Below are 25,572 nucleotides of genomic sequence, written 5' to 3'. Positions count from 1 at the left end.
TGCGTAGCCCGCGCTGACTAGCCTGACGCGGCGGTCCGTGCAACCGGCCCCTAGCGCCCCGCCTCGAAAGCCAGCATCCGCCGCGCCAGTTCCACACCGATCACCGCCGAACCGCGCGGTGACGGATGCACGAGGTCGCCCGCATAGAGCCCGGTATCGCCGGGGTCTATGACCTCACCCGCATCGAAGAACAGCACGCCCGCATCGCGGGCCGCCAGCGCCCCGAGGCGGCGGTTCATGATGTCGAATTCCGGCTGACAGGGCGTGAAACCGGTCGGCGCGGCCTCTGCGCCGTCATAATAACCCACGAAGGCGACCTTGGCGCCCGTGGCCCGGATACCTGCGATCAGCGACGGAATATCCCCGGTCAGGTCCGGCCCGATCAAGCCGTCCCGAGTGGCCCCGGCCTGCGGCGTGGCACAGTCCGATCGGATGTCGTTGCCGCCGCCCGTCAGGATGACCCAGTCCCAACCACTCCCCGCGAACTGTCGCGTGATATCGAAGCCGAGCGCGCCTGCGGCCCCGTTCGGGTTGGTCACCTGCGCCAGGGATTGCGACGCGTCGGTCACCGGCCGGTCCAGCGTCTGGCCCACCGCCTCGGGAATACCCTGCCCCCCGTTCCACGCCATGATGCTGTCCCCGATGGCAAGGATCGCGCGATCCGAAGACGGGCTGGACACGCATGCCGACAGGACAAGGGTCAGGATGAGAGGCAGGCGCATGATGGCTCCAATGTGGCTGCGGGGTATGTATGGAAACGGAACAGGCGGGCCAAAGGTTTCAACACGATGCAACGCAAGTCTATTTTTCAGACTTTGCAAAGCGTTACGGATCACCGCGCCATCCCGTGTCCACAATCGCGCCCAATTTCTCGCCCACAATGAACGCATAATCATTTTTCGGGTCGAGACCATGCTATTGAAACCATCGGACAGCCGTGACCACGATATCGCGGCACTCGAAACACTTGCCGTGCGTCCGGAAGTGACGCCCGCCATTCGCAAGAAGATCGACGCGGAGCGGCGCAAGGTTCTGTCCGGTATCAAGGGCGAGAAAGACGCGGCCTATCACCTCGACTTCCACTTCGGATCCAGGAAGAATTCCATCCTGATCCACGACTTGCGGCTGGAACACGATGGCCGGGTGGCGCAGATCGACCATCTGTTGATCAACCGGTTCCTCGATATCTGGGTGTTCGAAAGCAAGCGGTTCAGTGATGGGATCGGGATCAATGAGCATGGCGAATGCTCGGCCTTCTATCGTGGGCGCCCCTACGGCATTCCGTCACCCTTCGAGCAGAACCAGCGTCACATCGATGTGCTCAAGAGTGTCTTCGACGACGACGTGGTCCGCCTGCCGAAACGGCTCGGCTTGACCATACGTCCGAAATATTTACCGCGCGTACTGATCTCCGTGGATGCGCGCATTTCGCGTCCAGCGAAGAAGCGGCCCGAGGTGGATACCATCGTGAAGGCGGATCAGGTCGGTAGCCGGGTGGACCGGGATATCGAGATGAACTCCAGCATTCTGCAAGCCCATACAATCGCCAAGGTCATATCGGCCCAGACGCTTCAGGATCTGGGCGCCAGTCTCATCGCAGCCCACCGACCGGCGACGTTCGATTGGGCCGCACGGTTTGGCCTGACCACGGTCGAACCACCTGCGTCGGCCCCGATCATCGAGGCGACAGGATCCACACCCGCAGAGGAGCCGTCTGCAGCAGGTCAAACCTGCGCTGCCTGTGCGGTATCGGTCAGCACCAAAGTGGCAGACTACTGCGCCGCATACCCGAAGCGGTTTCAGGGAAATGTGTTTTGCTATGGCTGCCAGCGCAACAAGGCAAAGCGTCAGGCCGCAATGGCCATCGCAGCAGAGTGACGCATCACTGGCCAACGTGACAACGAAAAAGGGCCGCCCCGAAGGACGGCCCTTTGAAGTCTGTGCTGGCAACGCTTACGCGGCGGCCTTGGCCTGATCCACGATGGCGGCAAAGGCTTCGGGCTCGTGCACGGCGAGATCGGCGAGGACCTTGCGGTCGACTTCGATGCCCGACTTCGACAGGGCGTTGATGAACGTGGAATACGTCATCGTGTCGTCGTGGGCGCGCACGGCGGCGTTGATCCGCTGGATCCACAGGGCGCGGAAGTTGCGCTTGCGGTTCTTGCGGTCGCGCGTGGCGTACTGGTTCGCCTTGTCGACGGCCTGACGGGCGACCTTGAAGGTGGTGGAGCGGCGGCCATAATAGCCTTTCGCTGCCTTGAGGACCTTCTTGTGACGGGCGTGGGTGGTGACCCCGGAGGTTACGCGGCTCATGGTGTGTCCTCCTTAGCGGTCGTAGGGCATGTAGCTCTTGACGATCTTCGCGTCAGGAGCGGACAGGGTGGTGGTTCCGCGGGCGGTGCGGATGAACTTGGTGGTGCGCTTGATCATGCCGTGGCGCTTGCCGGCCTGACCGGCGAGGACCTTGCCCGTCGCCGTCACCTTGAAGCGCTTCTTCGCGCTCGACTTGGTCTTCATCTTGGGCATTTCATGTCTCCTTCTTCAACGCGCGACTCGGCATCCCAATCGCCGGACGTGCGGGTATTAGAGCGCTGCGCGTATCAACACCCGCAGGGATCCGCAAGCGTGTTCGGACGTCCGGTGGCCAAGGATCGACGATCCGGCGCGTCCCCCCACATCGATGGCGCCCCATCCCGATCAGCGCAGGACGCGCGCCAGCATTTCGATGAAGGCCTCGGGGATGGAGATCCAGCCGAAATCATCCCTCTGTCCTTCCCAGGCCCAGAACATCAGGGCGGCAGCCAGCAGGAGGGCGAAGACCCCGGACCAGCTGACCCGTTTGTCCACCATGGCCGAAACGATGCCCATGGTCCCCACCGCGAACAACACGGTGGAGATCACGATCAACACATCCGGATCGCCGGGCGCAGGAATGCCGACATCCGGGAAAGCGGGCAGACCGGCCCACCAGTCCCGGACCGCTTGCACGGCTGCGGCCAGCGTCTCCACGTCAGTCGCCTTCGGTGCCGAAGATCAGACGCTCGTCGCAGGGGGCGACACGCAGGATGTTCGTCGATCCTGCGACGTTGAACGGAATGCCCGCCGTCACGACGACCTGATCCGTGGTTTCCGCGAACCCTGCGGCTTTGGCGGCACGCACGGCCGACACGACGGCGAACTTGAACCGCTCCACCGATTGCGTCTGGACCGAATGGATCCCCCAGGACAGGACCATGCGACGCGCCGTCTCTGCCACGGGGGTCAGCACGATGATCGGAACGCGCGGGCGTTCGCGCGAGACCTTCAGACCGGTGGAACCGGAATGGGAGAAGCAGCAGATCGCCTTGACGTTGGTCGTTTCAGCGATTTCCCGTGCCGCGGCAACGATCCCGTCGGCGGTGGTCGTCAGGTGCGACGCCCGGCTTGCCTCGATGATTTCGCGATAGGTCTGGTCGCTTTCGACGGAGATCGCGACGTCATTCATGGTGCCCACCGCCTCGAGCGGGAAGGACCCGGCGGCCGATTCCGCCGACAGCATGATCGCATCGACGCCTTCGTAGATGGCGGTGGCCACGTCCGACACCTCGGCGCGGGTCGGCATCGGGCTGTCGATCATCGATTCGAGCATCTGCGTCGCGACGATCACCGGTTTGGCCGCGGCACGGCACTTGCGGGTCAGACGCTTCTGGATGGGCGGCACGGATTGAACCGGGCATTCGACACCAAGGTCACCGCGCGCCACCATGATGCCGTCCGATGCGGCAAGGATCTCGTCGAAGGCCTCGACGGCGGCGGGCTTTTCGATCTTGGACAGGACGGCCGCCCGGCCGCGCGCCAGTTCGCGCGCCTCGTCGACGTCGGCACGACGCTGCACGAACGACAGGGCAAGCCAGTCGACGCCCAGCTCGCAGACGAATTCCAGGTCCTTGCGGTCCTTTTCGGACAGCGCGGCCAGCGGCAGCACCACGTCCGGCACGTTCACGCCCTTGCGGTTCGAGATCGTGCCCCCGGTGATCACGGTGCAATCCGCGAAATCGGCGCCGCATTTCTCGACCTTCAGCCGCAGCTTGCCATCGTTGACCAGCAGGTGGCCGCCGGGCTTGAGCGCGTCGAAGATTTCCTTGTGCGGCAGTTGCACCCGCGTCGCATCGCCCGGCGTGTCATCGAGGTCGAATCGGAACGGCGCACCGACTTCGATCTCGGCCTCGTCGTTCTCGAACACGCCACAGCGCAGCTTGGGGCCCTGCAGGTCGGCAAGGATGCAGATCGGACGACCGGTATCCCGCTCGATGTCGCGAATGATGTTGTGGCGCGCGCGGATATCGTCGTGGTCGCCATGCGACATGTTCAGGCGAAAGACATCGGCACCGGCCTCGAACAGGGCGCGAATGGTGTCGTAGTCATCCGAAGCGGGGCCCAGCGTGGCGACGATCTTGACGTTGCGGTGGCGTCTCATAAGGGGTCGTCCTTCTGCGGAGATGCGAAATGTTAGCGCTCGCGCTTCTGCCCTGTCCGGGCGGTTTCGGCAACCGCCCCTTGGATCCAATTGCCAGAACCGCGACCCGCGGGCCATACGTAACGTCACCCATGCCCCTGCACCGGGCGGAAAACGCGTGATCGCGTCATCTGGGCATCGCCTTTCGGTCACGCTAGACCGTCGGCCATGACAGATCATGCTTTCGAGACAGTCAACGCCGGTGGCGCATCCCGCTGGGTGATCCTTTGCGATCATGCCAGCAACCGCATTCCTGCCGAGGTCGGTGGCTGCCTTGGCCTGCCCGAGGCGGACATGGGCCGGCATATCGCCTTCGATCCCGGTGCCGCCGGCGTCTGTGCGGCGCTTGCCGACCTCATGGATGCCCCTGCGGTCCTGTCCACGTTCTCGCGGTTGGTGATCGACCCCAACCGGGGCGAGGACGACCCGACCCTTCTGATGAAGCTGTACGACGGCACGATCATCCCCGGAAACCGCCGCGCCGATGCGGCCGAACGGGTGCGCAGGCTAGATCTGTTCCACCGCCCCTACCATGGTGCGGTGGCACGGGCCGTCGCCGCGCGGGATGCGCCGGTTCTCTGTTCGGTCCACAGCTTCACGCCACAATTGCGCGGTCGTGCCCCCCGGCCCTGGCAGGTTGGCGTGCTGTTCAACGACGACCGCAGGTTGACCGATCCGGTGATCGCACGGCTGAAGCGTCACGAAGACCTGTGCGTCGGTGTCAACGAACCTTATGTCGGCTACTACCCGGGCGATACGATGGATCGCCACGCGCGCGGCGCGGGACACCTGCATGTCTTGATCGAACTGCGCAACGACCTCATTTCCGACGCAGAGGGACAGCGGCACTGGGCCGAACGTCTGGCGCCCGTCCTGCACGCAGCCCTGAAGGATGCCGAAGATGCCTGATATTCCCCCCGTCGACGACGCCACCCGGATCCGGATCGAGGCCGCCGCCTTCCGCCGGCTGCGCCAGCACCTGCTGGTCGATCGCCCCGATGCGCAGAACATCGACCTGATGAACCTTGCCGGGTTCTGCCGGAACTGCCTGTCGCGCTGGTATGGCGAAGCAGCAGCCGAGCAGGGCGTCGACCTGTCCAAGGAAGATGCGCGCGAGGTGTTCTACGGCATGCCTTTTGCCGAGTGGAAAGCCCTGCATCAGACGGAGGCCACGCCCGAGCAGGAAGCCGACTTCACCCGCAGTTTCGCCGAGAACGTCGGCAAGCCGGACTGATCCGCTCACGATACTGTGCGGGGGACGCCTGTCGCTATCGCCGGGGTATCGCCCTATCTCGAAGGTCGAAGGAGCCATTTGCCATGATACGACAGACCCTGACCGCCGCCGCATGGTCCGCCCTCGCCGCTATCGGGATTGCCGCCCCCGCCCAATCGCAGAACGTCCTCGTTCAGCCGCAGATTACCGGCGATGCGCGCGCCCCGCTCAGCGGGCAGCGCGTCAACCTTGCCCGTGATCTTGCGTTCTACGGTTACCGCGATGTCGATGTGCGCAGCCTCAGCAACGCGCAGGTCGCCCAGATCGACCACCTCGTGCATTCCGGCAGGTCCAACAACCAGGTCCGCAGCCTGATCGGCAGCACCCTGCGGCGCGGGATCATTTCCCGGCGTTTCGACAGATGAGGCGCCATCTTGCGGTCGCGATGGCGGTGACATTGGCGACGGCCCCCGCCATCGCGGCACCCAACGCCCAACTGGTCGCGTCGGTGCAGAACCGGTTGGACCGCCTCGGCTTCGATGCGGTCGATGCCGACAGCCTGACCACCCGGCAGATCGCGGCGCTTCACATGCAGTTGCAGGGGCGCGCGCTGTCCTTCGGGCCGGGCTGGATCAAGACGCGACAGCGCGTGCAGGTCATCCTCGGCTGGGATGACCCGGACGCCTGACGCGATCGTCAGATGGCCACCTTGCGGCTTTCATCGAGATAGATTTCGCGCAGTCGCGCGGCAACCGGACCGGGGGCGCCCGTACCGATGGCGGCCCCGTCGATTTCCACCACCGGCATCACGAAGGTGCTGGCGGATGTGACGAAGGCTTCGTCCGCCGCCATCGCCTCTTCTATGGTGAACGACCGCTCCTCCACCTGCATCTGGGCCTCGGACGCCATGCGCAGAACGGCGGCACGGGTGATTCCGTGCAGGATCTCCTCGCCCAGGTGCCGGGTGATGATGGTGTTGCCTTTGACGATATAGGCGTTGTTCGACGTGCCCTCGGTCACCGCGCCATCCTCGACCATCCAGGCGTCCTGCGCTCCTGCGGCCTTGGCCATCATCTTGCCCATCGACGGATACAGCAGCTGCACCGTCTTGATGTCGCGCCGCCCCCAGCGGCGATCGGGGATGGAGATCACCTTGATGCCCGTCTTGGCGGCGGGGGCATCGGCAAGGCCCGGCTTGGCCTGCGTGAACAGCACGAGGCTGGGCGGCGTATCGGCATCGGGAAACATGAAATCCCGGTCGGCGGCCCCGCGCGTGACCTGAAGATAGACAAGCCCCTCGGTGATGTCGTTGCGCGCCACCAGTTCGCGGTGGATTTCGAGCAATTCCTCCTCCGTGACCGGCGCAGGCATCTCCAGCTCCCGCAGGGACCGGGCAAGGCGCGCGGCATGGCCGGGAAAGTCGATCAGCTTGCCGTCCAGAACGCTCGTCACTTCATAGACGCCATCCGCGAACAGGAACCCGCGATCGAAGATCGAGATCTTGGCGTCTTCTTCGGCCACGTAGTCACCGTTGACGTAAACTGTGCGCATGGCGAGTCCTTCCGCTGCTTGGTTGCCCCCTCTTGCGGGGCGCGCGCAGGACGGTCAAGCCTGTGCCATGACCGATCTTGTCCTGCCCCTGACCCAAGGACCGCTGGCGCCGCTACGCGACCGTCCGCTGGCCGCGCCTGTCGCCTCCGCCGCCGCCCTGCGCGCCGGATACCGCGACCATCCCGTCGACCTGACCGATCCGCGGGGGGCGGACCGGATGGTCGACCTGCGCCACCACGGCATTGCCGGGCGCAACGCCTATTTCTCGGGCCAGACGGCACCTTATCACGGCAAGGTTGCGGGTGCCGTTCCCGACCTGCTGCTGCGCGCGCCCCTCGTGGACCGCCTGAAGGCGGTCGACCGGCGACTTGCACTTTACGGTCTGGAACTCTGGGTTTTCGACGCGTGGCGGCCCATCGCGGTCCAGAACCACTTCCATGACCACTGGATGCCGAACCACCTGAGGGGACTGCACCCTGAATGGGACGCCGCCCGCATCGCGTCCGAGACGGAACGTTACTGGGCACGGGGCAGTGACGGGGCGATCGACCCGATGTCCCCGCCGCCCCATGCGACCGGCGCCGCGGTCGACCTGACGATCCGCTACCGGCAGGGGGCGGAGCTGTTCATGGGGACGATCTTCGATGACGTCTCGGACGCCTCCAACACGGATGCTTTCGAGGCGGAGCCGCAGGGCCTTGCGTTCTCGGCCCGTGAGGCGCGCGCCAACCGCCGCCTTCTGTATTGGGTGATGGCCGCCGAAGGGTTCGTCAACAACCCGACGGAATGGTGGCACTTCTCGCTTGGCGATCAGATGTGGGCACGCCTGACGGGGGCCCCGGCGGCCTATTATTCCACGGCACCGAATCCCCCAGCCGCCCCCGAAGATTCGCCGCCTGAACGGTGACAGGGCACCTCGCCGCCCTGCCCCATGTTGGCGCAGATCACGCCTGTGGCAGATACCCGGCGGGTTCCGTGCTGTCGCGGACATAGTCCAGCGCAGGCGTCTGCCGTGCGGCGGTCGCGCGCTTGAATTCGTAGTGCATCATGTCGCCCGTCGGTTCGGCCGCGACGATCAGGACGGTGCGCAACAGGCGCGCGCCTTCGTGAATCTCGACCAGCCCGCGCAACTTGGGCGCCACATCCAGCGCAACGCGAAAGCCCGTCTCGTCGCAGGACCGGATCGGATACCAGACATCCCCGACCTGCACCCGAAGTTTGCCACCCGAAACGCGACGGTCGCGGGCACGGGCCGCTTCCAGCCCTTCGCGCACGTCCTTGGACAGGAATTGACGCTCTGTCTCAGCCATTCCACCTACTCCTCCGCTCCCTCGGCATCCCTTCGGACACCGCCTGCGCAAAGGGTGGCGCTTGCTGATTGAGAGTCAATGAAGTCGCGCGTCGAAACGCCCCCAGATCACACCGTGGCGCGCGGGCGCAACACGTGCGGGATCGCAGGATCGTAGAGAGCGGAGTCGCGGAAATCCTCCACTTCGCCCAAGGCAGGCCCGGCAAGGATAAGGGCGGTGCGCGTGATCTTTGCCTCCCGCACCTTTTCGCGGATGTCGCGCAGCGTGCCGCGCAGGAACATCTCATCCGGCCAGCCGACACGGTAGGCCACGACGACCGGACAATCTTCGCCGTAATGCGGGGCGAGCACGCGCTCGATCTCGCGCAGGTTGCGCACACCCAGATGGATCGCCAGCGTGGCGCCCGTCCGCGCAAAGTTTTCCAGCGTCTCGCGCGGCGGCATGGAGGTCGACTTCATGCTGACCCTTGTCAAGACGATGCTCTGCGCGACCTCGGGGATCGTCAGCTCCTGACCGAGGGCGGCGGCAGCGGCGGCATAGGCCGGCACCCCCGGCGTCACCTGATACGGAATGCCATCCCGCTTTAGCAGGCGAATCTGTTCGGCAATGGCCCCATAAAGCGACGGATCACCCGAATGCACCCGCGCGACATCCTGACCGTTGCGGTGCGCGGCGACGATTTCAGCGTGGGTTTCATCCAGGGTCATCGGCGCGGTATCGAGGACGCGCGCGCCCTCGGGCGCTTCGGCGACAACCGCCTCGGGGACCAGCGATCCGGCATAGAGACAGACCGGACAGGCCCGGATCAGCCGCTGCGCCTTCAGGGTCAGAAGTTCGGGGTCGCCCGGCCCTGCTCCGATAAAATGCACCGTCATGTCAGTCCCTCCGGCCCCAAGGGACCCTGTCTTGTCAAAACCATCGTCGTCCGCCCCAACCCTCCGTCAGGACAGGTCGCCACCCGCCATCTTGCGCGCGTACCCGCGCGGCGTGAACATCCGCAGGCCATCGCCCGTCCGCGTCAGCCTGCTGTTCGACGACCCGATCAGAACGACGGTCAACATGTCGACCTCGTCCACCTCCAGCGCATCCAGACGTCGGAAGCGGACCTCTTCCTCGGGTCGCCCAAGGGACGAGGCAAGCAGGACCGGCGTTTCCGCCGGACGATGCGCCAGAAGGATATCGCGCGCTTCGGCCAGAAGGGTGCGGCGGCGGCGGGATACGGGGTTGTAGAAGGCGATCACGAAATCCCCCTCGGCCGCGGCATGCAGGCGGCGCACGATGTCCTCGCGGGGCGTCAGAAGGTCGGACAGGGAAATCGCGCAGAAATCATGGCCCAGCGGTGCCCCGGCCCGCGCGGCGGCGGCCTGCAGGGCGCTGATACCGGGCGTGGCGATCACCTCGACCCGGCGCGCCGCATCCGACAGGGCACTCGGGTCCGACGGATCGCGGTCCAGCAATTCATAGACCAGGGCGCCCATGGCGTAGATCCCCGCATCGCCCGAACAGATCAGCGCGACATTCCGCCCCTCGCCAGCGCGTTCGAGCGCGTGGCGGCACCGGGCCTCCTCTCCGCCCAGCGGGAAGTCGGCACGCGGTTTGCCCGCCGCCAGCGGGCCCAGCAGGTCGATATAGAGCGAATAGCCGACCAGTTCCTCGGCCTCCTGCACCATGCGGCTGGCCTCGGGGGATCGCCAAGCCGATTGGCCGGGCCCCAGCGACACGATCGACACCCGCCCCCGCGCCCGTCCGGGCAGAGCGGTGATGGGCGACGCCGCACGCGCCAGGGCGACCGTCGTCGCCGCGGTCTTGCGTTTGGGGTGCACGATGTCCCCGGTGCTGGCCGCAAGGGCCGCGGCCTCTGCCACGGAGGGGGTTCCGACCTCGGCACGAACCACGTCCGATGGTGTCGGCACTTCGATCCCCGCCAATTGTTGCGCCGTGAAGGCGCGCAGGGGCCGATCGAGCCGGGCGGCAAGGGCATTCATCGCAGGCTCGTCCAGCTTGAGGTCCAGCGTATTCACACCTGCGATGGCGCCGGGGGCGACGTCGGCCGCAGCCAGCACGGCCTCGACGTTCTGCCACAACTCCTCCGGGTCGGCGTCGCGGGCACACCCGACACCCAGCGCATAGCGCATCGGGTGATAGACCAGCCGCGACGACCCGCCGGTGTCGGGGCGTTCCGTGACGGTGATGTCGACCGCGTCGCCGGACGGCAGGTCGAACAATGCCTCACCCGTGGACCGAACCCCGCCGCCGGACAAAAGCGCCGCCATGACGGGTTTCGCGTCTTCGGGATTGGCAAGCGCATAGCCGACCGGGGGTTCGTCCAGCGCAACGCCGAGGGCAACATCGCCCGCCGTGGTGACGGCGGCGACCGACCCCAGCGCATCGGCCACCTGCCGCGCCAGCCGGTTGGCCCCGCGATGCCCGCCAAGCAGGGGCACCACGACGGCCCCGTCGTCCGACACCGACAGAACGGGCGGCTCCGCCGTCTTGTCCGCCAACAGGGGGGCGACCGCGCGGATCAGGATGCCGCTGGCGCAGACACCGATCACCGCATGCCCGGCCGCAAACAGGTCGCGGGCATGGACCAGCGCATCGGGAAAGGTCACATCGGCCCCGGTGCGGCCGGCGCGGCCATGCAGCGGACAGGACAAGGCCTCGGCGATGCGGCGGGCGGTCGCCTCACCGGCGGCGTTCAACGCAAGAACGACGGGCGACAGCGCCCCGGTTTGGGTCAGAGCCACGGGTCGGCCCCTTTCGCGATCAGGATCATGGAAAAATACGGGGCCGCATCGGGCGCCTCGGCCAGCGGCAGGATGACCTCCGCCCCCAGCGTGGCGCGTTCGACATAGGTCGCGGTGTGCAACAGGCCCTCGGCCGCCAACAGGCGACGCAGGCGTGGCAGATGCCTGCCGACCTTCATCAGCACAAGGGTATCCGCCCTGGCCACATGGTCGCGCAGCACGTCATCGGGCAAGGGGCCGGGCAGTACGGTCATCACCTCGTTGCGCGCAGTCAGCGGCAGGGCGGCCCGCGCCGCACAGGCCGTCAGGGACGTCACACCGGGCACGATCTCGACCCGGTGCCGCGCCTTGAGACGGGCGAACAGGTACATGAAGCTGCCGTAGAAGAACGGATCCCCCTCGCACAGGCAGACGACGTCTTCACCGCGGGCCAGAACCTCGGCGATCTGACCGGCACCGGCATCATAGGCCGCCTGCGCAGGGGCGCGGTCCGTCGTCATGGGGATATCGATGCGCACCTCCCGCGCACCGGGCGGGATCAGATCGGCGGCAATCGCGCGTGCAAAGCTCTCTCCCCCGGCGAGCGAGGGGTAGCAGAGGGTCGTCGCCCCTTCGATCAGACGCGCGGCGCGCAGCGTGATCAGGTCGGGATCCCCCGGCCCGAGCCCCACACCAAAGAGCGTGCCGCCCCCTGTCCCGGCCAGACCCGTCATCGCTTGACCAGCGACCACTGCACGACCGCCATCGCGGGGCGCCATCCGCGATACTTGCCGATCGGCTCGGCCCGTTCGACCGACAACCGGACAAGGTCACCGCCGTGCTTGGCATGCAGGTCGGACAAAATCATCTCGGATTCCAGCGTCACGGCATTGGCCACCAACCGCCCCAGCGGACGCAAGGCCGCCCAGACGGCATCGAACGTCGCCTCCGACAGGCCACCGCCGATGAATGCCGCATCCGGCGCAGGCAGGTTTTCAAGGGCCTGCGGCACGATCCCCTCCCTCAGGTCCAGACGGGGCGTACCGAGGGCCAGCGCGTTCTCTGCCGCCATGGCGCGGCGATCTGCCCGCGGCTCGATCCCGATCGCGCGTGCCGACCGGGCCGCGCGCATCCATTCGATGCCGACGGACCCCGATCCGGACCCGATGTCCCACAGCAATGCGCCACGCATCGGCATCAGCTTGGCCAGCGTCGCCGCGCGCACCTCGCGCTTGGTCATCGTGCCGTCTGACCGGAACAGGTCGTCCGCCAGACCCGGCACCCGTGGCACGAGGGCCGCGTCCGGGGCGGCGATGCAGTCGACGGCAAGGGTGTTGAACGCCGGAACGACATGATCCCATTCCTGCGCCGTCCCGTCGTATCGCGCCTCCTGCGCGCCGCCCATGTTGGCCAGCACGGTCATACGCGACTGACCGAAGCCGCGCGACGTCAGGAATTGCGCGATCTGGCCGGGCGTCTGTGCCCCGGTCGTCAGGATCAGAAGGCGGGCGTCCGGCTGAATGAACGCGATCATCTGTTCGACCGGACGTCCGTGAACCGTCAGCGTCTCGAGGTCCGCCATGGACCATCCCATCCGCGCGGCGGCCAATTGGAACGCCGACAATTGCGGGTGGTATGCGATCTGACCCGGCGGGATGGCCCGGCCGATGCGGGCGCCCACGCTGAACCACAGCGGATCGCCCGTCGCCAGAACGACCACACGTTTTCCGCGCAGGGCCGTCAGCGTATCGATCAGGGCATCGAAGGGGCTGGGCCATGCCAACCGCTCGGCCGTGACCCGGTCGGACAGGCCGTGATGGCGGTCCCCCCCGACGATGACTTCGGCGGTTTCGACGACGGTGCGCGCAGCAGGTGTGAGCCCATCGAGACCGTCTTCGCCGATCCCGACAATATGGAGCCATGGGACATCAGGCATGAACGGCTCCGGGATGGGGGCGGCGGACCACGCGGCGCATCACTGCTCGCCACCCGCGGCAAGGATGGCCAGTGCATTGACCGCCGCGCTGGCCATCGCGCTGCCACCGCGACGGCCGCGCAATGTGATGAACGGGGCGCCTCGGGGCCGGATGGCCAGTTCGGCCTTGGATTCGGCGGCCCCGACGAACCCGACCGGAAAGGCAAGGATCGCCGCCGGGCATGGCGCGCCACCTTCCAGACGCTCCAACAGGCGAAACAGGGCGGTCGGCGCATTGCCGATGGCGATGACCGCGCCCTCCGTCTGCCACAGGTCGACCGCGGCGGCGGACCGGGTCGTGCCCAGATCGCGCGCCATGTCGGGCGTGCGCGGATCGTTCAGGGTGCAGCGCACGTCGATCCCGTCCGGCAGCAACCTGCGGGTGATGCCCGACGCCACCATTTCGCAGTCGGCATAGATCGGCGCGCCTGACCGCAAGGCCGCGATCCCGCTGGCCGCGACGTCGTCCGAATAATCCAGCCGGTCCGCCACTTCGACCATGCCGCAGGCGTGGATGATGCGCACGGCCACTTCGGCCACATCCGCCGGAAAGCGCGTCAGCGATGCCTCGCGCCGTACGGTCGCGAAAGAGGCGGCGTAGATCGCCGCCGGATCGGTTTCGTAGGGGCGCATCAGACGCGGGCCTTGCGCGCCGACTCCGGGCCGTGGGGGTGTTTGGCGTGGGGGTATTCGGCGTGATGATGGTGGTCGTGGCCATGATCGTGGGGATGGTCATGGCCGTGATGATGATGGTGATGATGGTCCTGCATCTCCAACCGGCACATGCCGGTGCAGAAACTGTCGCAAAGGGTGCAATCGGCCACGTTGGAGCCGGGGGCGGAGGCGCCCTGCCCCTCGACGTGGTGGTGATGGGATTCCTGCACGGCGCCGACCTCGCCCTCGAACCCGACGACGGCGGTGCGGTACTTGCACAACACGCAGGTGGGCGGCGGCGTGTCGGAGAACGCGGGGTGGCCCGCACGATCCTCGGGCGGGATGTGGATGTGGCCGCCGTCTTCGGTCGCCAACACCTGCGTGCGATAGGCGCAGGTGCCGCAGTTCGGGGGCGGGTTCTTGCCCGTCTGTTCGATGATCCGTTCGGCGAAGGTGGCCAGAACCTGCGGGTGATCCCCAAGGTAGCCCGCCTTGACGAAGGTGATGCCCGGATGCTCGGCGGCGACCTGGTCGGTGAAGCCATAGATGCGGTCGATCAGGATGCCGGAGAACAGGAAATAGGGGAACACGACGATCCGTTTGTAGCCCAGCCGCGCGGCGTGGGTCAGGCAGGGTTCCACCAGCGGGAAGGTGACGCCGGAAAAGCCCACCTCGCACCAGCCGAAGCCGAGGCCCTCGTGCAGCATCCGCGCGATCTTGGCGACGTTGCCGTTGGCGTCGGGGTCCGACGCACCCCGTCCGATCACCACAAGGCACGTGTCATGCAGCGCGACCTCACCGTGGTCGGCGTTGGCCCGGGCCACGGCCTCGGTGATGCGGCCGGCGGCGGCGGCGATCATCTTGGGGTCGACGCCCAGTTCGCGCCCATAGCTGACCTGAAGGCCGTGTTTGGCGGCATAGGTGTTCAGGACCGTGGGAATGTCGTTCTTGGCGTGCATCGCGGCGAACAGCATCCCCGGCACGGCAAGGATGCGGTCGCAGCCCGCGTCGCGCAGCCGGTCGAGGCCGTCGCGGATCACGGGGTTGGCGAATTCGAGGTAGCCGTAGTCGACCATCCAGTCGGAGGGCAGAAGGTCGGGCAGCTTTTCGGCCAGCACGGCGAATTCATCGACGGCCGATTGCGACCGGCTGCCGTGACCGCAGATCATGACGCCGGTCTTCATGCGGTCTGCTCCTGCTCGTCGGCGGTATCTTCGTCCGAGGACGCCTCCTCCTCGGACCTGGCCTTGCGTCCCTTCAGCCAAGCGGCGGCGGCGGCGGCCCCGATTGCGGCCAGCCCCGCGCCCATGACCCAATGATCATGCCCGGCCAATTCCCCGAAATGGCCGGTGTGCGACCGGGCCGGGGTCGTTGCGAACGCGGCGGGCACGGCAAGGGTCAGCAGGCGGATCATCGGGCGGTCCTTTCCAAAAGGGGCACCCCCCGGTCGGGCCGGATCCAGAGACGATGCCGGTCCCCGCCCCCGTGTTGGGTCGGCGGGCCCACGGCCACCTGTCCGGCCCCGTTCGGGGGCGTCGTCCGCAACAGGGGTATCTGCGAGGGCCGCGTGGCGCAATGCGATTCCCGACGTCACGGGGGCCGCACGCGTCACCATGGCGCGGGAGTGTGGCCCCTAGCTGCTGCCCAGACGCCCGATACCCGGCAGCTTCAGCGCCGGTCGCAGGATGTCCACGCCCAGCGCCTGACCCAGCAGGTGCACTTCGAACCCGGTCCGCGGCCCCGCCGACAGCCCCGCAAGGCCCGAGACGGAAACATGCAGGTCGCCACCGGAATCCACGCTGGCCGTCAGGCCCGACCCGGCCCAATCACGGCCCACCGCATGCGGCGGCAGGGTCACGCCAAGGTCGGGCACCTGCCGCAGGACATGTCCGACGAAGGTGTTGGAGTTCGGGCCCGGCCAGATGACATAGTCGCCCCGCCCGCCCCACGGATAATCGGCGATGCTGGCCCGCACTTCGGGGATCAGCCGGGTCGCCGCGTCGCCGGAAACGGAACCGACGATCCAGGGCTCGTTCGAATACCAGCGTGCATCAGGGGCATAGGCATCGATCCGCACCGGCGTGCCCCAGCCGACCACTTCGGCCCGGGTCCAGCGGTCGGCGCCCGCCTCCTTGATTGCCAACCACGAATGCACCGACACCGCGCCCTTCGGCCCGCCCGTGCGGGCGGCCATCACGTGAATCGTCGCCTCCGGCACGGTTGCGGCGGCGGGCAGGACGCCGGATGGCCCCCAGTCTGCGGACCGCCAGCTGTCCGGACGGTCCTGCGCCGACCACCACAGCCCCGCAATCGCAACAGGCAGAAGAAAGGTCGCAGCGAACAGGCCAAGCGGCCAGAGGATCAGGGCTTTCAGCATGTCGGAAAAATGGCACCCATGGTCCGGTTTACGAGACCCGTCGCGCGATCGTGATGCCTTCAGTCATCCGCACGGGCCAGCATCCGCCCGAGGGGTCGCCCACCCAGAAGGTGCATGTGATAATGCGGCACCTCCTGAATGGGGTGTTCGCCCGCGTTGGAGATGGCGCGGTAGCCGGGAGTGGTATCGGCGGCGATCCCTTCCTGCTTGCAGATGGCGGCGCAAGTGCGGGCGAAATCGACGATCTCCGCATCGCTCGCCTGATCGCAGAAGTGATCATAGGTCACATAGGGCCCTTTCGGAATCACCAGCACATGCACCGGGGCCTGCGGGGTGATGTCGCGAAAGGCCAGCGTATGTTCCGTTTCCATCACCGTATCATTGGGGATTTCGCCGCGCAGGATGCGGGCAAAGATGTTCTGGTCGTCATAGGCATAGGGCATGGGGTGATCCTTCAATCGTCGAACAGATGCGGGGTGTCCGCCACGGCCAGCGCCGTTTCGGGACCGGTGGCAAAGACCTGTGCCAGGACGTTGGCCTTGGCCTCGGCCGTATCCTGCTGCCGCAGGCGGTAGATATAGGGCAGATCGGCCTCGCGGATGGCCAGGGTCTCATAGGCGAAATCCTGGGCCACCGTCGGCATGAGCAGGTCGATGGTCGCGCGCGGCGTCTGATCCCCGATCAGGCCGATGCGCTTGGCATGACCTTCAAGATAGGCCTCGTCGAAATCGCATTCGATCAGCAGGGTCCGGATGGTCGTGCGGTCGCCGTAGAGGTCATGCAGCAGGTCGAGGTTGACCGGATCGAGGCAGATCGCCATCCGGTCGCCACCCGTTTGGCGAAACAGCATCCTGAGCAATGCGCGCCGGTGCCGCTGTCGCTTGGCGAGGGTGGTCTCGATCCCACCGAGGTTCGGCAGATCCGTATCGTCTTCGTCGAAAAGGTAATCCACCGCAGGCAGAACGTCATGGTCGCGCAGCGACTGGGCCAGACGCTTGGCCACGTGATATTTCTTGCACACCAGCACGATCAGTTCGCGTTCGCGGCCAAGGGTGCCCTCCCGTTCCCAGAAACGGGGGGCAAAACGGCGCCCGGTCCGGCCCCGTTGGGTCAGGAACGAGAACAGCTTGCGTCCGTCCCCGGCCGACGGAAAATCGCGCGCGCCCGAGGTCCAGAGCGCCTCCAGCCGGTCCTTGAGGCTGGCCGCCTCGGGCGAGATCTTGCGGGCGAACAGGAACTCCTGCGAAATCAGCAGGTCATAGTGGTCGTTGTAGAAGGTCGCCGGCATTCCGTAGTCGGTGAACATCAGGAATGTCAGGGTGCGCGGGTCGATCTGATCGCGGGGCACGAGGTGCCGCACGAGGGTCTGGAAGAATGTCTCGTCCGGGATCCACGTGGTCGAGAAGAAGCGCAGCACATCCGGACGCGCGCGGCAGAATGTCAGGATGCGGTCGATGGTTTCGCGTCGCAGGCACCACCACTGCGACCCGATCATCACGTCGATATCGGCGGGAACCTCACGTTGCAGGCCCAGTTTGCGCTGCACCTCCAGCGACCAGTAGAACAGCCGCTTGTGGTCGCGTTCGTTGAACACATGCCGGAAGATCAGGCGATCCTCCTTCATGCCGGTCTTGATCCAGTCCGACGTGAAGAAATCGAAACTCTCGATGTAGTCGACATCGCGCCGATCGAGGAAGGCATGGGCCTGATCCGCGGATTTGATCGGGCGGCAATCGCCCGAGATCATGTAGAAATGGGTTGCACGGGGAAAGGCGTCGACCGCCGCACGAACGGCAGCAAGGGTCGCGCGCACCAATGACCACTGCCCCCAGCCGCATTTCACCCGTTTCCCGGCCAGGACGACGTTCGGGTTGCCGGCCACCCCGCGGCGGACCGCTTGCCACGCCTCGTTCGGGGCGCGGGCGTCAAAATGGATCGCGACATAATCCCCCGCGGCCGTCAGGCCGTTGGCCTGACGAACGATGGCCTCCGGGTCCTTGTGACACAGAAGAATGAAGGCGATCTTGGCCATGGAAACCCCGGAATCCCCGTTTTTCGGTCACATGAGACCCGCAATACCGCGCTAGCCCCGTTGAAGAAACCGGGCAATCACGGTTTGATGCGCCCCGGGGCAGAGTTGGAAGGAAGAACATGGGGTTTCCCGGCACCTGGATGACCGAAAGCGAAAGCGTCGTCTATCGCGTCGTTCCGAAATGTGCCTGCTCGTCCATCGGGCAGATCATGTATTATTCGGACCATGGCCGGTTCTTCGACGGGGACATCCACGACAGCACCACGGGCCTGCACAAATGGGCGCAGGAGGAAAGCCAGCCCCTGATCACCGCCAATGCCGAGGCACATCGGTCCTATGCGTTCACCTGTGTCCGCAACCCCTATACCCGCATCCTGTCATCGTTCTTCGACAAGATCGCGGGAATTCAGCGGAACGGGAAACGGTATCGCGGCAACATGGTCCCGATGCTGATGCAGAAATACGGTGTCGACGTCGGATCCCCCGAGGACGGGTTCCAGTTCGACCAGATTGCGTCGTTCCGCCGGTTCCTTCTGTTCGCGCGCGACACCATCCGGTTCCGCCGCCCGATGGACCCGGACATCCACTGGTCCGCCGTCACCAGCCACGTGGCCACCTTCGTCGCCAATGGCGGGCGCTATGATCACGTCGTGTTCACCGAGGATTTCAACGCCGGAATGCAGGTCGTTCTCGACCACATCGAAACGCCGGTGCCGGTCGACCTGTCCGCCGTGCCGCGGTTCAACGAGTCCGAGGGCCACGGCCCGAAGCGCGCGCACCCGGTCGCCGATTACTTCGACGACCTGTCGATGCACCTCGTGTGGGAAATCTATCACCGCGATTTCAAGCTGTTCAATTACGACTTCGACAACCCGGCCAACAAGATGCCGACCGGTGAAGTCGACCTCGACGCGCTGCACGCTCATCTGGCGGCCTGACCCCTCCGATACATTCGGTTGAACAAAGTCGCGCCTCGCACGTTGCCCTTCTGACTAGACTGACAGGAGACGCAAGATGACCGCCGACGCGAAGATCGAAGCAAAATTCTGGAAAGCCCTGCGCAGCGACATGACCGTGTTTCTGGGCTGTGACGGGGCGGCCCCCCGCCCGATGACCGCACAGCTGGCCGGGGACGAGGATCACGGCCCCCTGTGGTTCTTCACCTCGACCGACACCGACCTCGGACGGGTCCTGTCGACCGCGACCAAGCAGGGAACGATGACGTTCTCCAGCAAGGGCAACGATGTCTGGGCCTCCGCCAACGGGCGGCTGTCGCTGTCGACCGATCCGGACATGATCGAAAAGCTGTGGAACCCCTTCGTCGCCGCCTGGTACGAAGATGGCAAGACCGACCCCAAGCTGCGGCTGGTGCGGTTCGACGCCGGTGAGGCGGAGCTTTGGGAAGACGGCTCCTCCCTCGTGGCGGGGTTCAAGGCCCTGATCGGAAGCGACCCGAAGCAGGATTTCCAGGACAAGACGGCGCATGTGCGCCTCGACACCTGAGCCTGACGACGTTCCCCCGACGGGCGGCAATCAGAGCCGCCCGTTGATCTCGATCAGATTGCCCTCCGGGTCCTCGACGTAGACGTGGCGCAATCCGGGGATCGCGAATTCGCCCGTGACCGAATGCGGAATGCCCGCCTTTCGCAGACGCGCGATCACCCCGTCCAGATCATCGACCTGAAACGCGACATGCCCGCCCTTGGACGGGTTGTGGATCAGGTTATTGCGCTCCGCGAAATCCTCGTCGGGCGCGATGAGGTGCAGGCCCGAGTGGCTGTCCCGACCATCCCCCATCAGGGCCAGCTTGTCCGGGTCCCCCGGCAGATAGCCGCGCGATTGCGGAAAAGCCCAGGGCGCCTCGGCCATCCCCAGAACCATCTTGTAGAACGACGCCGTCCGCCGGACGTCCTTCGCCTGCAGATTGACGTGATGTATCGACCAGCTCATGACGCCCCCTCCCCCGGGTATGGGATATCCTAGCCCGCTGTCTCCCCCCTCTGGCAAGCCCCGTGCGCAGCGCCTAGGTTGGCGTCAAAGGAGACATCCATGACAAACCCCCTGCTGACCGACTGGTCCGGCCCCTTCGGCCTGCCGCCCTTCGACAAGATCGACGACGCCGATTTCGGTCCCGCGATGGACGCCGCCATGTCCGAGGGTCGCGCCGCGATCGAAGCGATTGCCGACAACGACGCCGAGCCGACCTTTGCCAATACCATCGAGGCGCTGGAGCAGGCGGATCACCTTCTCGACCGGGTTGCGGGGGTCTTCTACAATCTTGCCGGCGCAGACAGCACCCCGGCCCGCGAAGCGTTGCAGCGCGATCTTGCGCCGAAGCTTTCGGCCTATGGCTCGGCGATCACCAACAACGCAAAACTGTTCGCCCGGATCGACGATCTCTGGCAGCGGCGGGAGGATCTGGACCTGACGGACGAACAGGCGCGCGTCCTGATGCTGACGCGGCGCGGATTCGTGCGGTCCGGTGCGGCGCTGAAGGGCGCGGAGGCGGACCGCCTGACCGAGGTCAAGGCGCGGCTGGCCACATTGGGCACCGGGTTCGGTCAGAACCTGCTGGCGGACGAACGCGACTGGTTCATGGACCTGTCCGAAGACGACTTGGAGGGGTTGCCGGATTTCGTCGTGTCGACCGCGCGGGCCGCCGGCAAGGATCGCGGCCGTCCCGGCCCCGTGGTTACGCTGAACCGGTCCCTGATCGTGCCGTTCCTGCAATTCTCGCCGCGCCGGTCCCTGCGCGAAAAGGCGTACGAAGCTTGGACCGCGCGCGGCGCCAACGGGGGCGACACGGACAATCGCGCCATCGCCGCCGAGATCCTGAAGCTGCGCGAGGAGCGGGCGCATCTTCTGGGTTATGAGAATTTCGCGACCTACAAGCTGGAAACGGAAATGGCGGGCACGCCCGACGCCGTGCGCGACCTGCTGATGCAGGTCTGGCACCCCGCCCGCACCGCCGCCCTGTCGGACGCCGAACACCTTGCCCGCATGGCGCGCGAGGACGGGATCGTCGGGCCGTTGGAGCCCTGGGACTGGCGCTATTATGCGGAAAAGCGTCGCCTTGCCCTGCATGACCTCGACGAGGCGGAACTGAAGCCATACTTCCAGCTCGATCGCATGATCGAGGCACAGTTTGCCTGCGCGACGCGCCTGTTCGGGTTGAATTTCACGCCGCTCGACGGCCCTTTCTACCACCCCGACGTGCGCGGTTGGGAAGTGACGCGCAATGGCGAACATGTCGCTGTCTTTCTCGGTGACTACTTCGCACGCGCGTCCAAACGTTCCGGCGCATGGTGCAGCGCGATGCGGTCGCAGTCGAAGCTGGGCGGGGATGTCCGGCCGATCGTGGTCAACGTCTGCAACTTCGCGGCAGGCGATCCGGCCCTGCTGTCCTATGACGACGCGCGGACGCTGTTTCACGAATTCGGCCACGCTTTGCACCAGATGCTGTCGAACGTGACCTATCAGTCGATCAGCGGGACCTCCGTGGCGCGCGATTTCGTCGAATTGCCGTCGCAGCTCTACGAACACTGGCTGGAGGTGCCCGAGGTTCTGGCCGAATTCGCCACCCATGCCGTCACTGGCGACGCCATGCCCGATGCGCTGCGTGACCGGCTGTTGGCGGCGGCCACCTATGACATGGGGTTCTCGACCGTCGAATACGTGGCCAGCGCCTTGGTCGACCTCGCATTCCACGATGGCCCCGCCCCCGCCGACCCCATGCAGAAACAGGCCGAAGTCCTGGAGACGATCGGTATGCCCCGTGCGATCCGGATGCGGCACGCGACCCCGCATTTCGCGCACGTCTTCTCGGGCGACGGATATTCCTCGGGGTACTACAGCTACATGTGGTCCGAGGTGATGGACGCCGATGCCTTCGCTGCGTTCGAGGAAGCGGGCGACGCCTTCGATGCCGCCCTTGCCGCCAAGCTTGAGGCGAACATCCTGTCGACCGGCGGCTCTCGCGATGCGGCCGACCTCTATACGGCGTTCCGCGGGCGTCTGCCGGGGGTCGAGGCCCTGCTCAAGGGCCGCGGCCTCGACACCGCGGCGTGATCCGCAGCCCGGCTCAGGCGGGTTTCCCTGTCTGAGCCGTCTGGGGCGGGCGGCGACGCTCGGCCGCCTCGGCCTTGTCGCCCTCCAGTTGCAGGGCAAGGATGTCGACCAACTGGCGCACGTCGATGTACTGGACCTTGGGAATATGGGTCATGATAATTCTCCGGTATCGAATGACCCAAGGGTAGCCTCTGGCCTGCCTGCGCCGTAAGTCAGGTTTACCCCACCTTTCGCTTCGCCGGAGACACCATGCCCCTGTCCGAGACCCAAGCCCGCGCCATCACCGATGCCGTCCGTGATGTTGCCGCGGACGAGATCACGCCCCGGTTCCGCAACCTCGGCGACGGGGACATCGACACGAAATCGACATGGGACGATCTGGTGACGGTGGCCGACAAGGCCGCCGAGGACGCCCTGACCGCGCGCATTCACGACATCCTGCCCGGCGATACCGTCGTCGGAGAGGAAGCCGTCAGCGCGGATCGCAGCCTTCTCGACCGTGTCGGAACCGGCCGCGTGACCATCATCGACCCGATCGACGGCACGTGGAACTTTGCCCATGGTGTCGCCAACTATGGCGTCATCGTCGCCGTGGTCGAGGACGGCGTGACCGAATGGGGTCTGCTCTATGATCCCAGCTTCGATGACTGGATCGAGGCCCATCGCGGTCAGGGTGCCTTCTATCACCGCAATGGGGCCGCCCGACGGTTGCACGTCAGCCAGCAGGACGCCCCCCTGTCCGACCTGCGCGGCAACGTCGGGCACTACATGTTCCCGCCCGAATGTCATCAGGGTCTTGCCGGGACGGATCATCTGTTCCGCCGCGCCAATTCCATGGGGGCGTCCCTGCATGAATACCGGATGCAGGCGACCGGGGGCACGGATTTCTGCCTCAACGGCAAGCTCAACGTCTGGGATCACGCCGCCGGCGTTCTGATCCTGCAGGAGGCCGGCGGCGTCGCACGTCTGCTGGACGGGCAGGAGTATCGGCCGACGATGACCGAAGGCTACCTGTTGTCAGCGCGCAGCGAAGCCATGTGGCAGACGCTGGCCCAGACGTTCAACGGCGCGTTGCAGGGCTGACGCGGCAGGCGTGAACCACAAAATCCTTAGGCCTGTCGCGTGCGGCGCGGCGGGCCGAGACCCTGACGGGTGCGTCAATCGCGCGTCTCGTCCGGGGCAACCCCCCAGAGGGCCGGGATCGGCGCCCAGCCGTCCGCGCCCTCGACCTCCAACCGGCACCACCCCTCGGCGCATTCGTTCAGCCATGCGACGACGCCCGCCTGCAATCGGGCGCTCATCGCGGCATCGGGGGACGGCCGCCGATACAGCACGACCTCGGGCTGCGTCACGACGACGGTCCGGTTGCCGGACAACAAGGAATAATGCATCCAGCCGCCCGCCCCTTCGCGGTCCTGCACGCGCCGCCAATGGCCGTATTCCGCAACGATCTGCAACGGCATGTGGCGGCGCTTGAACACCCAGTCGATTCGATGCGTACTTGACGGACCCCGGCGGGCATACCCTTCGGAGGCTTTCATCGACACGAAGCGCGGCAATGGCAGGTTCGTCACGGGCCCGCGTTCGGCCGCGAAAACCGGGCCCGGCGCCAGAAGCATCAGACACGCGGTCAGAACCGCAACGATGACATATGATCTCATGGACTGTCCTGCCTTCGACTGTCTGCCCGGCGCGGGGTCTGTCGCCCCTTGCGCCTGCCCCGCACCATGCCATCATGGCCCCGAGGGACAAAGGGGGAGGGTGCGGCCCGTGCCAACAAGCCGACTGAGTGTTGTCGTCACGCGACGTTTGCCTGAACCGGTCGAGACGCGGATGCGCGAGCTGTTCGACGTTCAGCTGTCCGACAGCGAAACGCCGATGCCCCGCGCCGACCTTGCCGCCGCGATGGCCGAAGCCGACATCATCGTGCCGACCATCACCGACGTGATCGACGCCCCCCTGCTGGCAGGCGCGGGCGACCGGCTGAAACTGATCGCGAACTACGGCGCCGGGGTCGATCACATCGACGTCGCCACGGCGCGACAGCGCGGCATCCTCGTGTCGAACACGCCCGGCGTGCTGACCGAGGATACCGCCGACATGGCGATGGCGCTGATCCTCGCCTCGGCCCGCCGTATGGGCGAGGGCATGGCACAGGTGCAGCGTGGCGCGTGGGAAGGCTGGGCGCCCGAGGCCCTGCTGGGCATGCGGTTGCGCGGCAAGCGACTGGGCATTCTGGGCATGGGGCGGATCGGACAGGCCCTGGCGCGGCGCGCGCATGCCTTCGGCATGTCGGTGCATTACCACAACCGGCGACGCCTGCACGAAGGATTGGAACAGCCGCTGGAGGCAACCTACTGGGAGAGCCTCGACCAGATGCTGGCGCGTGTCGACATCCTTTCGGTGAACGCACCGCATACGCCTGCGACCTTTCACCTGCTGAATGCGCGGCGGTTGAAACTTCTGAAACCTTCGGCGGTCGTGGTGAATACGTCGCGGGGCGAGGTGATCGACGAAAACGCCATGACGCGGATGCTGCGCGCCGGGGATCTCGCGGGTGCGGGCCTCGACGTCTATGAACGCGGGCATGGGGTGAACCCCCGCCTGCGCGAACTGCCCAATGTCATCCTGTTGCCTCACATGGGATCCGCCACGCGCGAAGCACGGTTGGAGATGGGCGAACGCGTCCTGATGAACATGCAGACCTTCGCCGATGGCCACCGCCCCCCGGATCAGGTCGTGCCATCCATGCTGTGACGCCCCGCCAGTCGGGTTTCGCATGCGCCCGGGCCAGCATGCCGTCGTCACGCCCCTGACCGGAGTCGCTTCCCCGCGGCGCCAAACGATCGGGATCTGCAGGTCGAATCGGCCAGCGGGTGAAGGAATGCGAGGCCCTCATCAGGGACATATATGCCCGACCTCAGGGGGCGTTGCCGCCCGAACCTGCGCGCCCCGGCTGCTGCAAAAGGAATGTCATCACAAGGCGGAAGGCGGCGTCGCGCGTGGTGTAAGACTTCTGGAACTGGATCCTGTCGGAAAGGCCTTTGGCCTTTCTCGAACTGGTGCCGCTGAAGGGACTCGAACCCCCGACCCCATCATTACGAATGACGTGCTCTACCAGCTGAGCTACAGCGGCACCGTGGCGCGTCCCTAGCAGGGGTCCGGGGCCGT

At 66.1% G+C, this 25,572-nt stretch carries 31 protein-coding genes and 1 tRNA gene; 11 read left to right on the top strand and 21 right to left on the bottom strand.

What is annotated here, in order from left to right; all coding sequences use genetic code 11:
* Positions 1-50 precede the first annotated feature (50 nt).
* The gene (locus tag V6N07_RS12680; RefSeq protein WP_371156669.1) at positions 51-722 is read right to left on the bottom strand and encodes an SGNH/GDSL hydrolase family protein; all 672 of its coding nucleotides are present in this window, start codon (positions 720-722) and stop codon (positions 51-53) included.
* Here V6N07_RS12680 and V6N07_RS12675 point away from each other — a divergent pair.
* Entirely contained in the window at positions 721-1,878 is a 1,158-nt protein-coding gene (locus tag V6N07_RS12675; protein ID WP_371156668.1) for a nuclease-related domain-containing protein, read from the top strand. The genes V6N07_RS12680 and V6N07_RS12675 overlap by 2 nt on opposite strands.
* A 75-nt stretch (positions 1,879-1,953) precedes the next feature.
* Here V6N07_RS12675 and rplT read toward each other — a convergent pair whose 3' ends face one another.
* The 4 genes from rplT to pyk form a co-directional block, all read right to left on the bottom strand.
* On the bottom strand, positions 1,954-2,313 hold the full coding sequence (gene rplT, locus V6N07_RS12670; protein ID WP_371156667.1) for a 50S ribosomal protein L20: 360 nt from the start codon (positions 2,311-2,313) through the stop codon (positions 1,954-1,956).
* A 12-nt stretch (positions 2,314-2,325) separates the two neighbouring features.
* A complete protein-coding gene (gene rpmI, locus V6N07_RS12665) occupies positions 2,326-2,526 on the bottom strand; it encodes a 50S ribosomal protein L35 (protein WP_371156666.1) in 201 nt (66 codons plus the stop codon).
* 171 nt (positions 2,527-2,697) lie between these two features.
* Complete coding sequence (locus V6N07_RS12660; RefSeq protein WP_371156665.1) at positions 2,698-3,009, bottom strand: hypothetical protein; 312 nt, start codon at positions 3,007-3,009, stop codon at positions 2,698-2,700.
* Position 3,010: 1 nt separating this feature from the next.
* Positions 3,011-4,456 (bottom strand): pyruvate kinase, encoded by a 1,446-nt coding sequence (gene pyk, locus V6N07_RS12655; RefSeq protein ID WP_371156664.1) that lies wholly within the window; start codon positions 4,454-4,456, stop codon positions 3,011-3,013.
* 207 nt (positions 4,457-4,663) lie between these two features.
* Between pyk and V6N07_RS12650 the strand changes: the two genes are divergently transcribed.
* The 4 genes from V6N07_RS12650 to V6N07_RS12635 all read left to right on the top strand — a co-directional run bounded on the left by V6N07_RS12650 (position 4,664) and on the right by V6N07_RS12635 (position 6,396).
* Positions 4,664-5,404 (top strand): N-formylglutamate amidohydrolase, encoded by a 741-nt coding sequence (locus tag V6N07_RS12650; protein ID WP_371156663.1) that lies wholly within the window; start codon positions 4,664-4,666, stop codon positions 5,402-5,404.
* The gene (locus tag V6N07_RS12645; protein WP_371156662.1) at positions 5,397-5,729 is read left to right on the top strand and encodes a DUF1244 domain-containing protein; all 333 of its coding nucleotides are present in this window, start codon (positions 5,397-5,399) and stop codon (positions 5,727-5,729) included. Before V6N07_RS12650 ends, V6N07_RS12645 begins: the two co-directional genes overlap by 8 nt.
* A gap of 83 nt (positions 5,730-5,812) precedes the next feature.
* On the top strand, positions 5,813-6,133 hold the full coding sequence (locus V6N07_RS12640; RefSeq protein ID WP_371156661.1) for a hypothetical protein: 321 nt from the start codon (positions 5,813-5,815) through the stop codon (positions 6,131-6,133).
* On the top strand, positions 6,130-6,396 hold the full coding sequence (locus V6N07_RS12635) for a hypothetical protein (RefSeq protein WP_371156660.1): 267 nt from the start codon (positions 6,130-6,132) through the stop codon (positions 6,394-6,396). The genes V6N07_RS12640 and V6N07_RS12635 overlap by 4 nt, the downstream gene beginning before the upstream one ends.
* An 8-nt stretch (positions 6,397-6,404) precedes the next feature.
* Here the strand turns inward: V6N07_RS12635 and V6N07_RS12630 are convergent, their stop codons facing one another.
* Complete coding sequence (locus V6N07_RS12630) at positions 6,405-7,259, bottom strand: D-amino-acid transaminase (protein WP_371156659.1); 855 nt, start codon at positions 7,257-7,259, stop codon at positions 6,405-6,407.
* A gap of 67 nt (positions 7,260-7,326) precedes the next feature.
* Between V6N07_RS12630 and V6N07_RS12625 the strand changes: the two genes are divergently transcribed.
* On the top strand, positions 7,327-8,166 hold the full coding sequence (locus V6N07_RS12625; protein ID WP_371156658.1) for a M15 family metallopeptidase: 840 nt from the start codon (positions 7,327-7,329) through the stop codon (positions 8,164-8,166).
* Between the two features lie 37 nt (positions 8,167-8,203).
* Here the strand turns inward: V6N07_RS12625 and V6N07_RS12620 are convergent, their stop codons facing one another.
* The 11 genes from V6N07_RS12620 to V6N07_RS12570 all read right to left on the bottom strand — a co-directional run bounded on the left by V6N07_RS12620 (position 8,204) and on the right by V6N07_RS12570 (position 18,333).
* Positions 8,204-8,569: a hypothetical protein gene (locus tag V6N07_RS12620; RefSeq protein ID WP_371156657.1), complete on the bottom strand. Its 366-nt coding sequence runs from the start codon at positions 8,567-8,569 to the stop codon at positions 8,204-8,206.
* Between the two features lie 107 nt (positions 8,570-8,676).
* The gene (gene cobM / locus V6N07_RS12615; protein WP_371156656.1) at positions 8,677-9,444 is read right to left on the bottom strand and encodes a precorrin-4 C(11)-methyltransferase; all 768 of its coding nucleotides are present in this window, start codon (positions 9,442-9,444) and stop codon (positions 8,677-8,679) included.
* A gap of 66 nt (positions 9,445-9,510) precedes the next feature.
* Positions 9,511-11,310 carry a precorrin-3B C(17)-methyltransferase gene (gene cobJ, locus V6N07_RS12610; RefSeq protein ID WP_371156821.1) on the bottom strand — a complete coding sequence of 600 codons (1,800 nt, stop codon included), beginning with the start codon at positions 11,308-11,310 and terminating at the stop codon, positions 9,511-9,513.
* Positions 11,307-12,029: a precorrin-2 C(20)-methyltransferase gene (gene cobI / locus V6N07_RS12605; RefSeq protein WP_371156655.1), complete on the bottom strand. Its 723-nt coding sequence runs from the start codon at positions 12,027-12,029 to the stop codon at positions 11,307-11,309. The genes cobJ and cobI overlap by 4 nt, the downstream gene beginning before the upstream one ends.
* Positions 12,026-13,231 carry a precorrin-6y C5,15-methyltransferase (decarboxylating) subunit CbiE gene (cbiE, locus tag V6N07_RS12600; protein ID WP_371156654.1) on the bottom strand — a complete coding sequence of 402 codons (1,206 nt, stop codon included), beginning with the start codon at positions 13,229-13,231 and terminating at the stop codon, positions 12,026-12,028. The genes cobI and cbiE overlap by 4 nt, the downstream gene beginning before the upstream one ends.
* Before the next feature lie 39 nt (positions 13,232-13,270).
* Positions 13,271-13,903, bottom strand: coding sequence for a precorrin-8X methylmutase (locus V6N07_RS12595; RefSeq protein ID WP_371156653.1), 633 nt, complete (start codon positions 13,901-13,903; stop codon positions 13,271-13,273).
* A complete protein-coding gene (locus V6N07_RS12590) occupies positions 13,903-15,108 on the bottom strand; it encodes a sirohydrochlorin chelatase (protein WP_371156652.1) in 1,206 nt (401 codons plus the stop codon). Before V6N07_RS12590 ends, V6N07_RS12595 begins: the two co-directional genes overlap by 1 nt.
* Positions 15,105-15,338, bottom strand: a complete 234-nt coding sequence (locus tag V6N07_RS12585) for a DUF6732 family protein (protein WP_371156651.1) — start codon at positions 15,336-15,338, stop codon at positions 15,105-15,107. Before V6N07_RS12585 ends, V6N07_RS12590 begins: the two co-directional genes overlap by 4 nt.
* A gap of 219 nt (positions 15,339-15,557) precedes the next feature.
* A complete protein-coding gene (locus tag V6N07_RS12580; protein ID WP_371156650.1) occupies positions 15,558-16,301 on the bottom strand; it encodes a DUF3750 domain-containing protein in 744 nt (247 codons plus the stop codon).
* 59 nt (positions 16,302-16,360) lie between these two features.
* Complete coding sequence (locus V6N07_RS12575) at positions 16,361-16,744, bottom strand: HIT domain-containing protein (RefSeq protein ID WP_371156649.1); 384 nt, start codon at positions 16,742-16,744, stop codon at positions 16,361-16,363.
* Between the two features lie 11 nt (positions 16,745-16,755).
* Positions 16,756-18,333, bottom strand: coding sequence for a DUF5928 domain-containing protein (locus tag V6N07_RS12570; protein ID WP_371156648.1), 1,578 nt, complete (start codon positions 18,331-18,333; stop codon positions 16,756-16,758).
* 119 nt (positions 18,334-18,452) lie between these two features.
* On the opposite strand from V6N07_RS12570, the gene V6N07_RS12565 reads away from it, so the two are divergent.
* Both V6N07_RS12565 and V6N07_RS12560 read left to right on the top strand, forming a co-directional pair.
* A complete protein-coding gene (locus V6N07_RS12565; RefSeq protein WP_371156647.1) occupies positions 18,453-19,271 on the top strand; it encodes a sulfotransferase family protein in 819 nt (272 codons plus the stop codon).
* Positions 19,272-19,347: 76 nt separating this feature from the next.
* Complete coding sequence (locus V6N07_RS12560; RefSeq protein WP_371156646.1) at positions 19,348-19,836, top strand: pyridoxamine 5'-phosphate oxidase family protein; 489 nt, start codon at positions 19,348-19,350, stop codon at positions 19,834-19,836.
* A 30-nt stretch (positions 19,837-19,866) separates the two neighbouring features.
* Here V6N07_RS12560 and V6N07_RS12555 read toward each other — a convergent pair whose 3' ends face one another.
* Positions 19,867-20,283: a VOC family protein gene (locus tag V6N07_RS12555; protein ID WP_371156645.1), complete on the bottom strand. Its 417-nt coding sequence runs from the start codon at positions 20,281-20,283 to the stop codon at positions 19,867-19,869.
* Positions 20,284-20,382: 99 nt separating this feature from the next.
* Here V6N07_RS12555 and V6N07_RS12550 point away from each other — a divergent pair, with 99 nt between their 5' ends.
* Positions 20,383-22,401 carry a M3 family metallopeptidase gene (locus V6N07_RS12550; protein ID WP_371156644.1) on the top strand — a complete coding sequence of 673 codons (2,019 nt, stop codon included), beginning with the start codon at positions 20,383-20,385 and terminating at the stop codon, positions 22,399-22,401.
* Positions 22,402-22,414: 13 nt separating this feature from the next.
* Here the strand turns inward: V6N07_RS12550 and V6N07_RS12545 are convergent, their stop codons facing one another.
* Complete coding sequence (locus tag V6N07_RS12545; RefSeq protein WP_371156643.1) at positions 22,415-22,555, bottom strand: hypothetical protein; 141 nt, start codon at positions 22,553-22,555, stop codon at positions 22,415-22,417.
* Between the two features lie 95 nt (positions 22,556-22,650).
* Between V6N07_RS12545 and V6N07_RS12540 the strand changes: the two genes are divergently transcribed.
* Positions 22,651-23,484, top strand: a complete 834-nt coding sequence (locus V6N07_RS12540) for an inositol monophosphatase (RefSeq protein ID WP_371156642.1) — start codon at positions 22,651-22,653, stop codon at positions 23,482-23,484.
* 74 nt (positions 23,485-23,558) lie between these two features.
* On the opposite strand, the gene V6N07_RS12535 is transcribed toward V6N07_RS12540, so the two are convergent.
* Positions 23,559-24,062, bottom strand: coding sequence for an SH3 domain-containing protein (locus V6N07_RS12535; protein WP_371156641.1), 504 nt, complete (start codon positions 24,060-24,062; stop codon positions 23,559-23,561).
* 109 nt (positions 24,063-24,171) lie between these two features.
* Here V6N07_RS12535 and V6N07_RS12530 point away from each other — a divergent pair, with 109 nt between their 5' ends.
* Entirely contained in the window at positions 24,172-25,158 is a 987-nt protein-coding gene (locus V6N07_RS12530) for a 2-hydroxyacid dehydrogenase (RefSeq protein ID WP_371156640.1), read from the top strand.
* A 303-nt stretch (positions 25,159-25,461) separates the two neighbouring features.
* Here V6N07_RS12530 and V6N07_RS12525 read toward each other — a convergent pair.
* A tRNA-Thr gene (locus V6N07_RS12525) sits at positions 25,462-25,537 on the bottom strand.
* Positions 25,538-25,572 lie beyond the last annotated feature (35 nt).

This window comes from Jannaschia sp. 2305UL9-9, from assembly GCF_041403465.1.
In the GTDB taxonomy this organism is placed as follows: domain Bacteria; phylum Pseudomonadota; class Alphaproteobacteria; order Rhodobacterales; family Rhodobacteraceae; genus Jannaschia.
This window is presented reverse-complemented; position numbering and strand designations above follow the sequence as displayed.

What these genes read in the sequence shown, in the direction of transcription:
- V6N07_RS12675 (WP_371156668.1), top strand. Translation starts at nt 721, where the DNA reads ATGATGGCTCCAATGTGGCTGCGGGGTATGTATGGAAACGGAACAGGC.
- V6N07_RS12680 (WP_371156669.1), bottom strand. Translation starts at nt 722, where the DNA reads ATGCGCCTGCCTCTCATCCTGACCCTTGTCCTGTCGGCATGCGTGTCC.
- rplT (WP_371156667.1), bottom strand. Translation starts at nt 2,313, where the DNA reads ATGAGCCGCGTAACCTCCGGGGTCACCACCCACGCCCGTCACAAGAAG.
- rpmI (WP_371156666.1), bottom strand. Translation starts at nt 2,526, where the DNA reads ATGCCCAAGATGAAGACCAAGTCGAGCGCGAAGAAGCGCTTCAAGGTG.
- pyk (WP_371156664.1), bottom strand. Translation starts at nt 4,456, where the DNA reads ATGAGACGCCACCGCAACGTCAAGATCGTCGCCACGCTGGGCCCCGCT.
- V6N07_RS12650 (WP_371156663.1), top strand. Translation starts at nt 4,664, where the DNA reads ATGACAGATCATGCTTTCGAGACAGTCAACGCCGGTGGCGCATCCCGC.
- V6N07_RS12645 (WP_371156662.1), top strand. Translation starts at nt 5,397, where the DNA reads ATGCCTGATATTCCCCCCGTCGACGACGCCACCCGGATCCGGATCGAG.
- V6N07_RS12640 (WP_371156661.1), top strand. Translation starts at nt 5,813, where the DNA reads ATGATACGACAGACCCTGACCGCCGCCGCATGGTCCGCCCTCGCCGCT.
- V6N07_RS12635 (WP_371156660.1), top strand. Translation starts at nt 6,130, where the DNA reads ATGAGGCGCCATCTTGCGGTCGCGATGGCGGTGACATTGGCGACGGCC.
- V6N07_RS12630 (WP_371156659.1), bottom strand. Translation starts at nt 7,259, where the DNA reads ATGCGCACAGTTTACGTCAACGGTGACTACGTGGCCGAAGAAGACGCC.
- V6N07_RS12625 (WP_371156658.1), top strand. Translation starts at nt 7,327, where the DNA reads ATGACCGATCTTGTCCTGCCCCTGACCCAAGGACCGCTGGCGCCGCTA.
- V6N07_RS12620 (WP_371156657.1), bottom strand. Translation starts at nt 8,569, where the DNA reads ATGGCTGAGACAGAGCGTCAATTCCTGTCCAAGGACGTGCGCGAAGGG.
- cobM (WP_371156656.1), bottom strand. Translation starts at nt 9,444, where the DNA reads ATGACGGTGCATTTTATCGGAGCAGGGCCGGGCGACCCCGAACTTCTG.
- cobI (WP_371156655.1), bottom strand. Translation starts at nt 12,029, where the DNA reads ATGACGGGTCTGGCCGGGACAGGGGGCGGCACGCTCTTTGGTGTGGGG.
- cbiE (WP_371156654.1), bottom strand. Translation starts at nt 13,231, where the DNA reads ATGCCTGATGTCCCATGGCTCCATATTGTCGGGATCGGCGAAGACGGT.
- V6N07_RS12595 (WP_371156653.1), bottom strand. Translation starts at nt 13,903, where the DNA reads ATGCGCCCCTACGAAACCGATCCGGCGGCGATCTACGCCGCCTCTTTC.
- V6N07_RS12590 (WP_371156652.1), bottom strand. Translation starts at nt 15,108, where the DNA reads ATGAAGACCGGCGTCATGATCTGCGGTCACGGCAGCCGGTCGCAATCG.
- V6N07_RS12585 (WP_371156651.1), bottom strand. Translation starts at nt 15,338, where the DNA reads ATGATCCGCCTGCTGACCCTTGCCGTGCCCGCCGCGTTCGCAACGACC.
- V6N07_RS12580 (WP_371156650.1), bottom strand. Translation starts at nt 16,301, where the DNA reads ATGCTGAAAGCCCTGATCCTCTGGCCGCTTGGCCTGTTCGCTGCGACC.
- V6N07_RS12575 (WP_371156649.1), bottom strand. Translation starts at nt 16,744, where the DNA reads ATGCCCTATGCCTATGACGACCAGAACATCTTTGCCCGCATCCTGCGC.
- V6N07_RS12570 (WP_371156648.1), bottom strand. Translation starts at nt 18,333, where the DNA reads ATGGCCAAGATCGCCTTCATTCTTCTGTGTCACAAGGACCCGGAGGCC.
- V6N07_RS12565 (WP_371156647.1), top strand. Translation starts at nt 18,453, where the DNA reads ATGGGGTTTCCCGGCACCTGGATGACCGAAAGCGAAAGCGTCGTCTAT.
- V6N07_RS12560 (WP_371156646.1), top strand. Translation starts at nt 19,348, where the DNA reads ATGACCGCCGACGCGAAGATCGAAGCAAAATTCTGGAAAGCCCTGCGC.
- V6N07_RS12555 (WP_371156645.1), bottom strand. Translation starts at nt 20,283, where the DNA reads ATGAGCTGGTCGATACATCACGTCAATCTGCAGGCGAAGGACGTCCGG.
- V6N07_RS12550 (WP_371156644.1), top strand. Translation starts at nt 20,383, where the DNA reads ATGACAAACCCCCTGCTGACCGACTGGTCCGGCCCCTTCGGCCTGCCG.
- V6N07_RS12545 (WP_371156643.1), bottom strand. Translation starts at nt 22,555, where the DNA reads ATGACCCATATTCCCAAGGTCCAGTACATCGACGTGCGCCAGTTGGTC.
- V6N07_RS12540 (WP_371156642.1), top strand. Translation starts at nt 22,651, where the DNA reads ATGCCCCTGTCCGAGACCCAAGCCCGCGCCATCACCGATGCCGTCCGT.
- V6N07_RS12535 (WP_371156641.1), bottom strand. Translation starts at nt 24,062, where the DNA reads ATGAGATCATATGTCATCGTTGCGGTTCTGACCGCGTGTCTGATGCTT.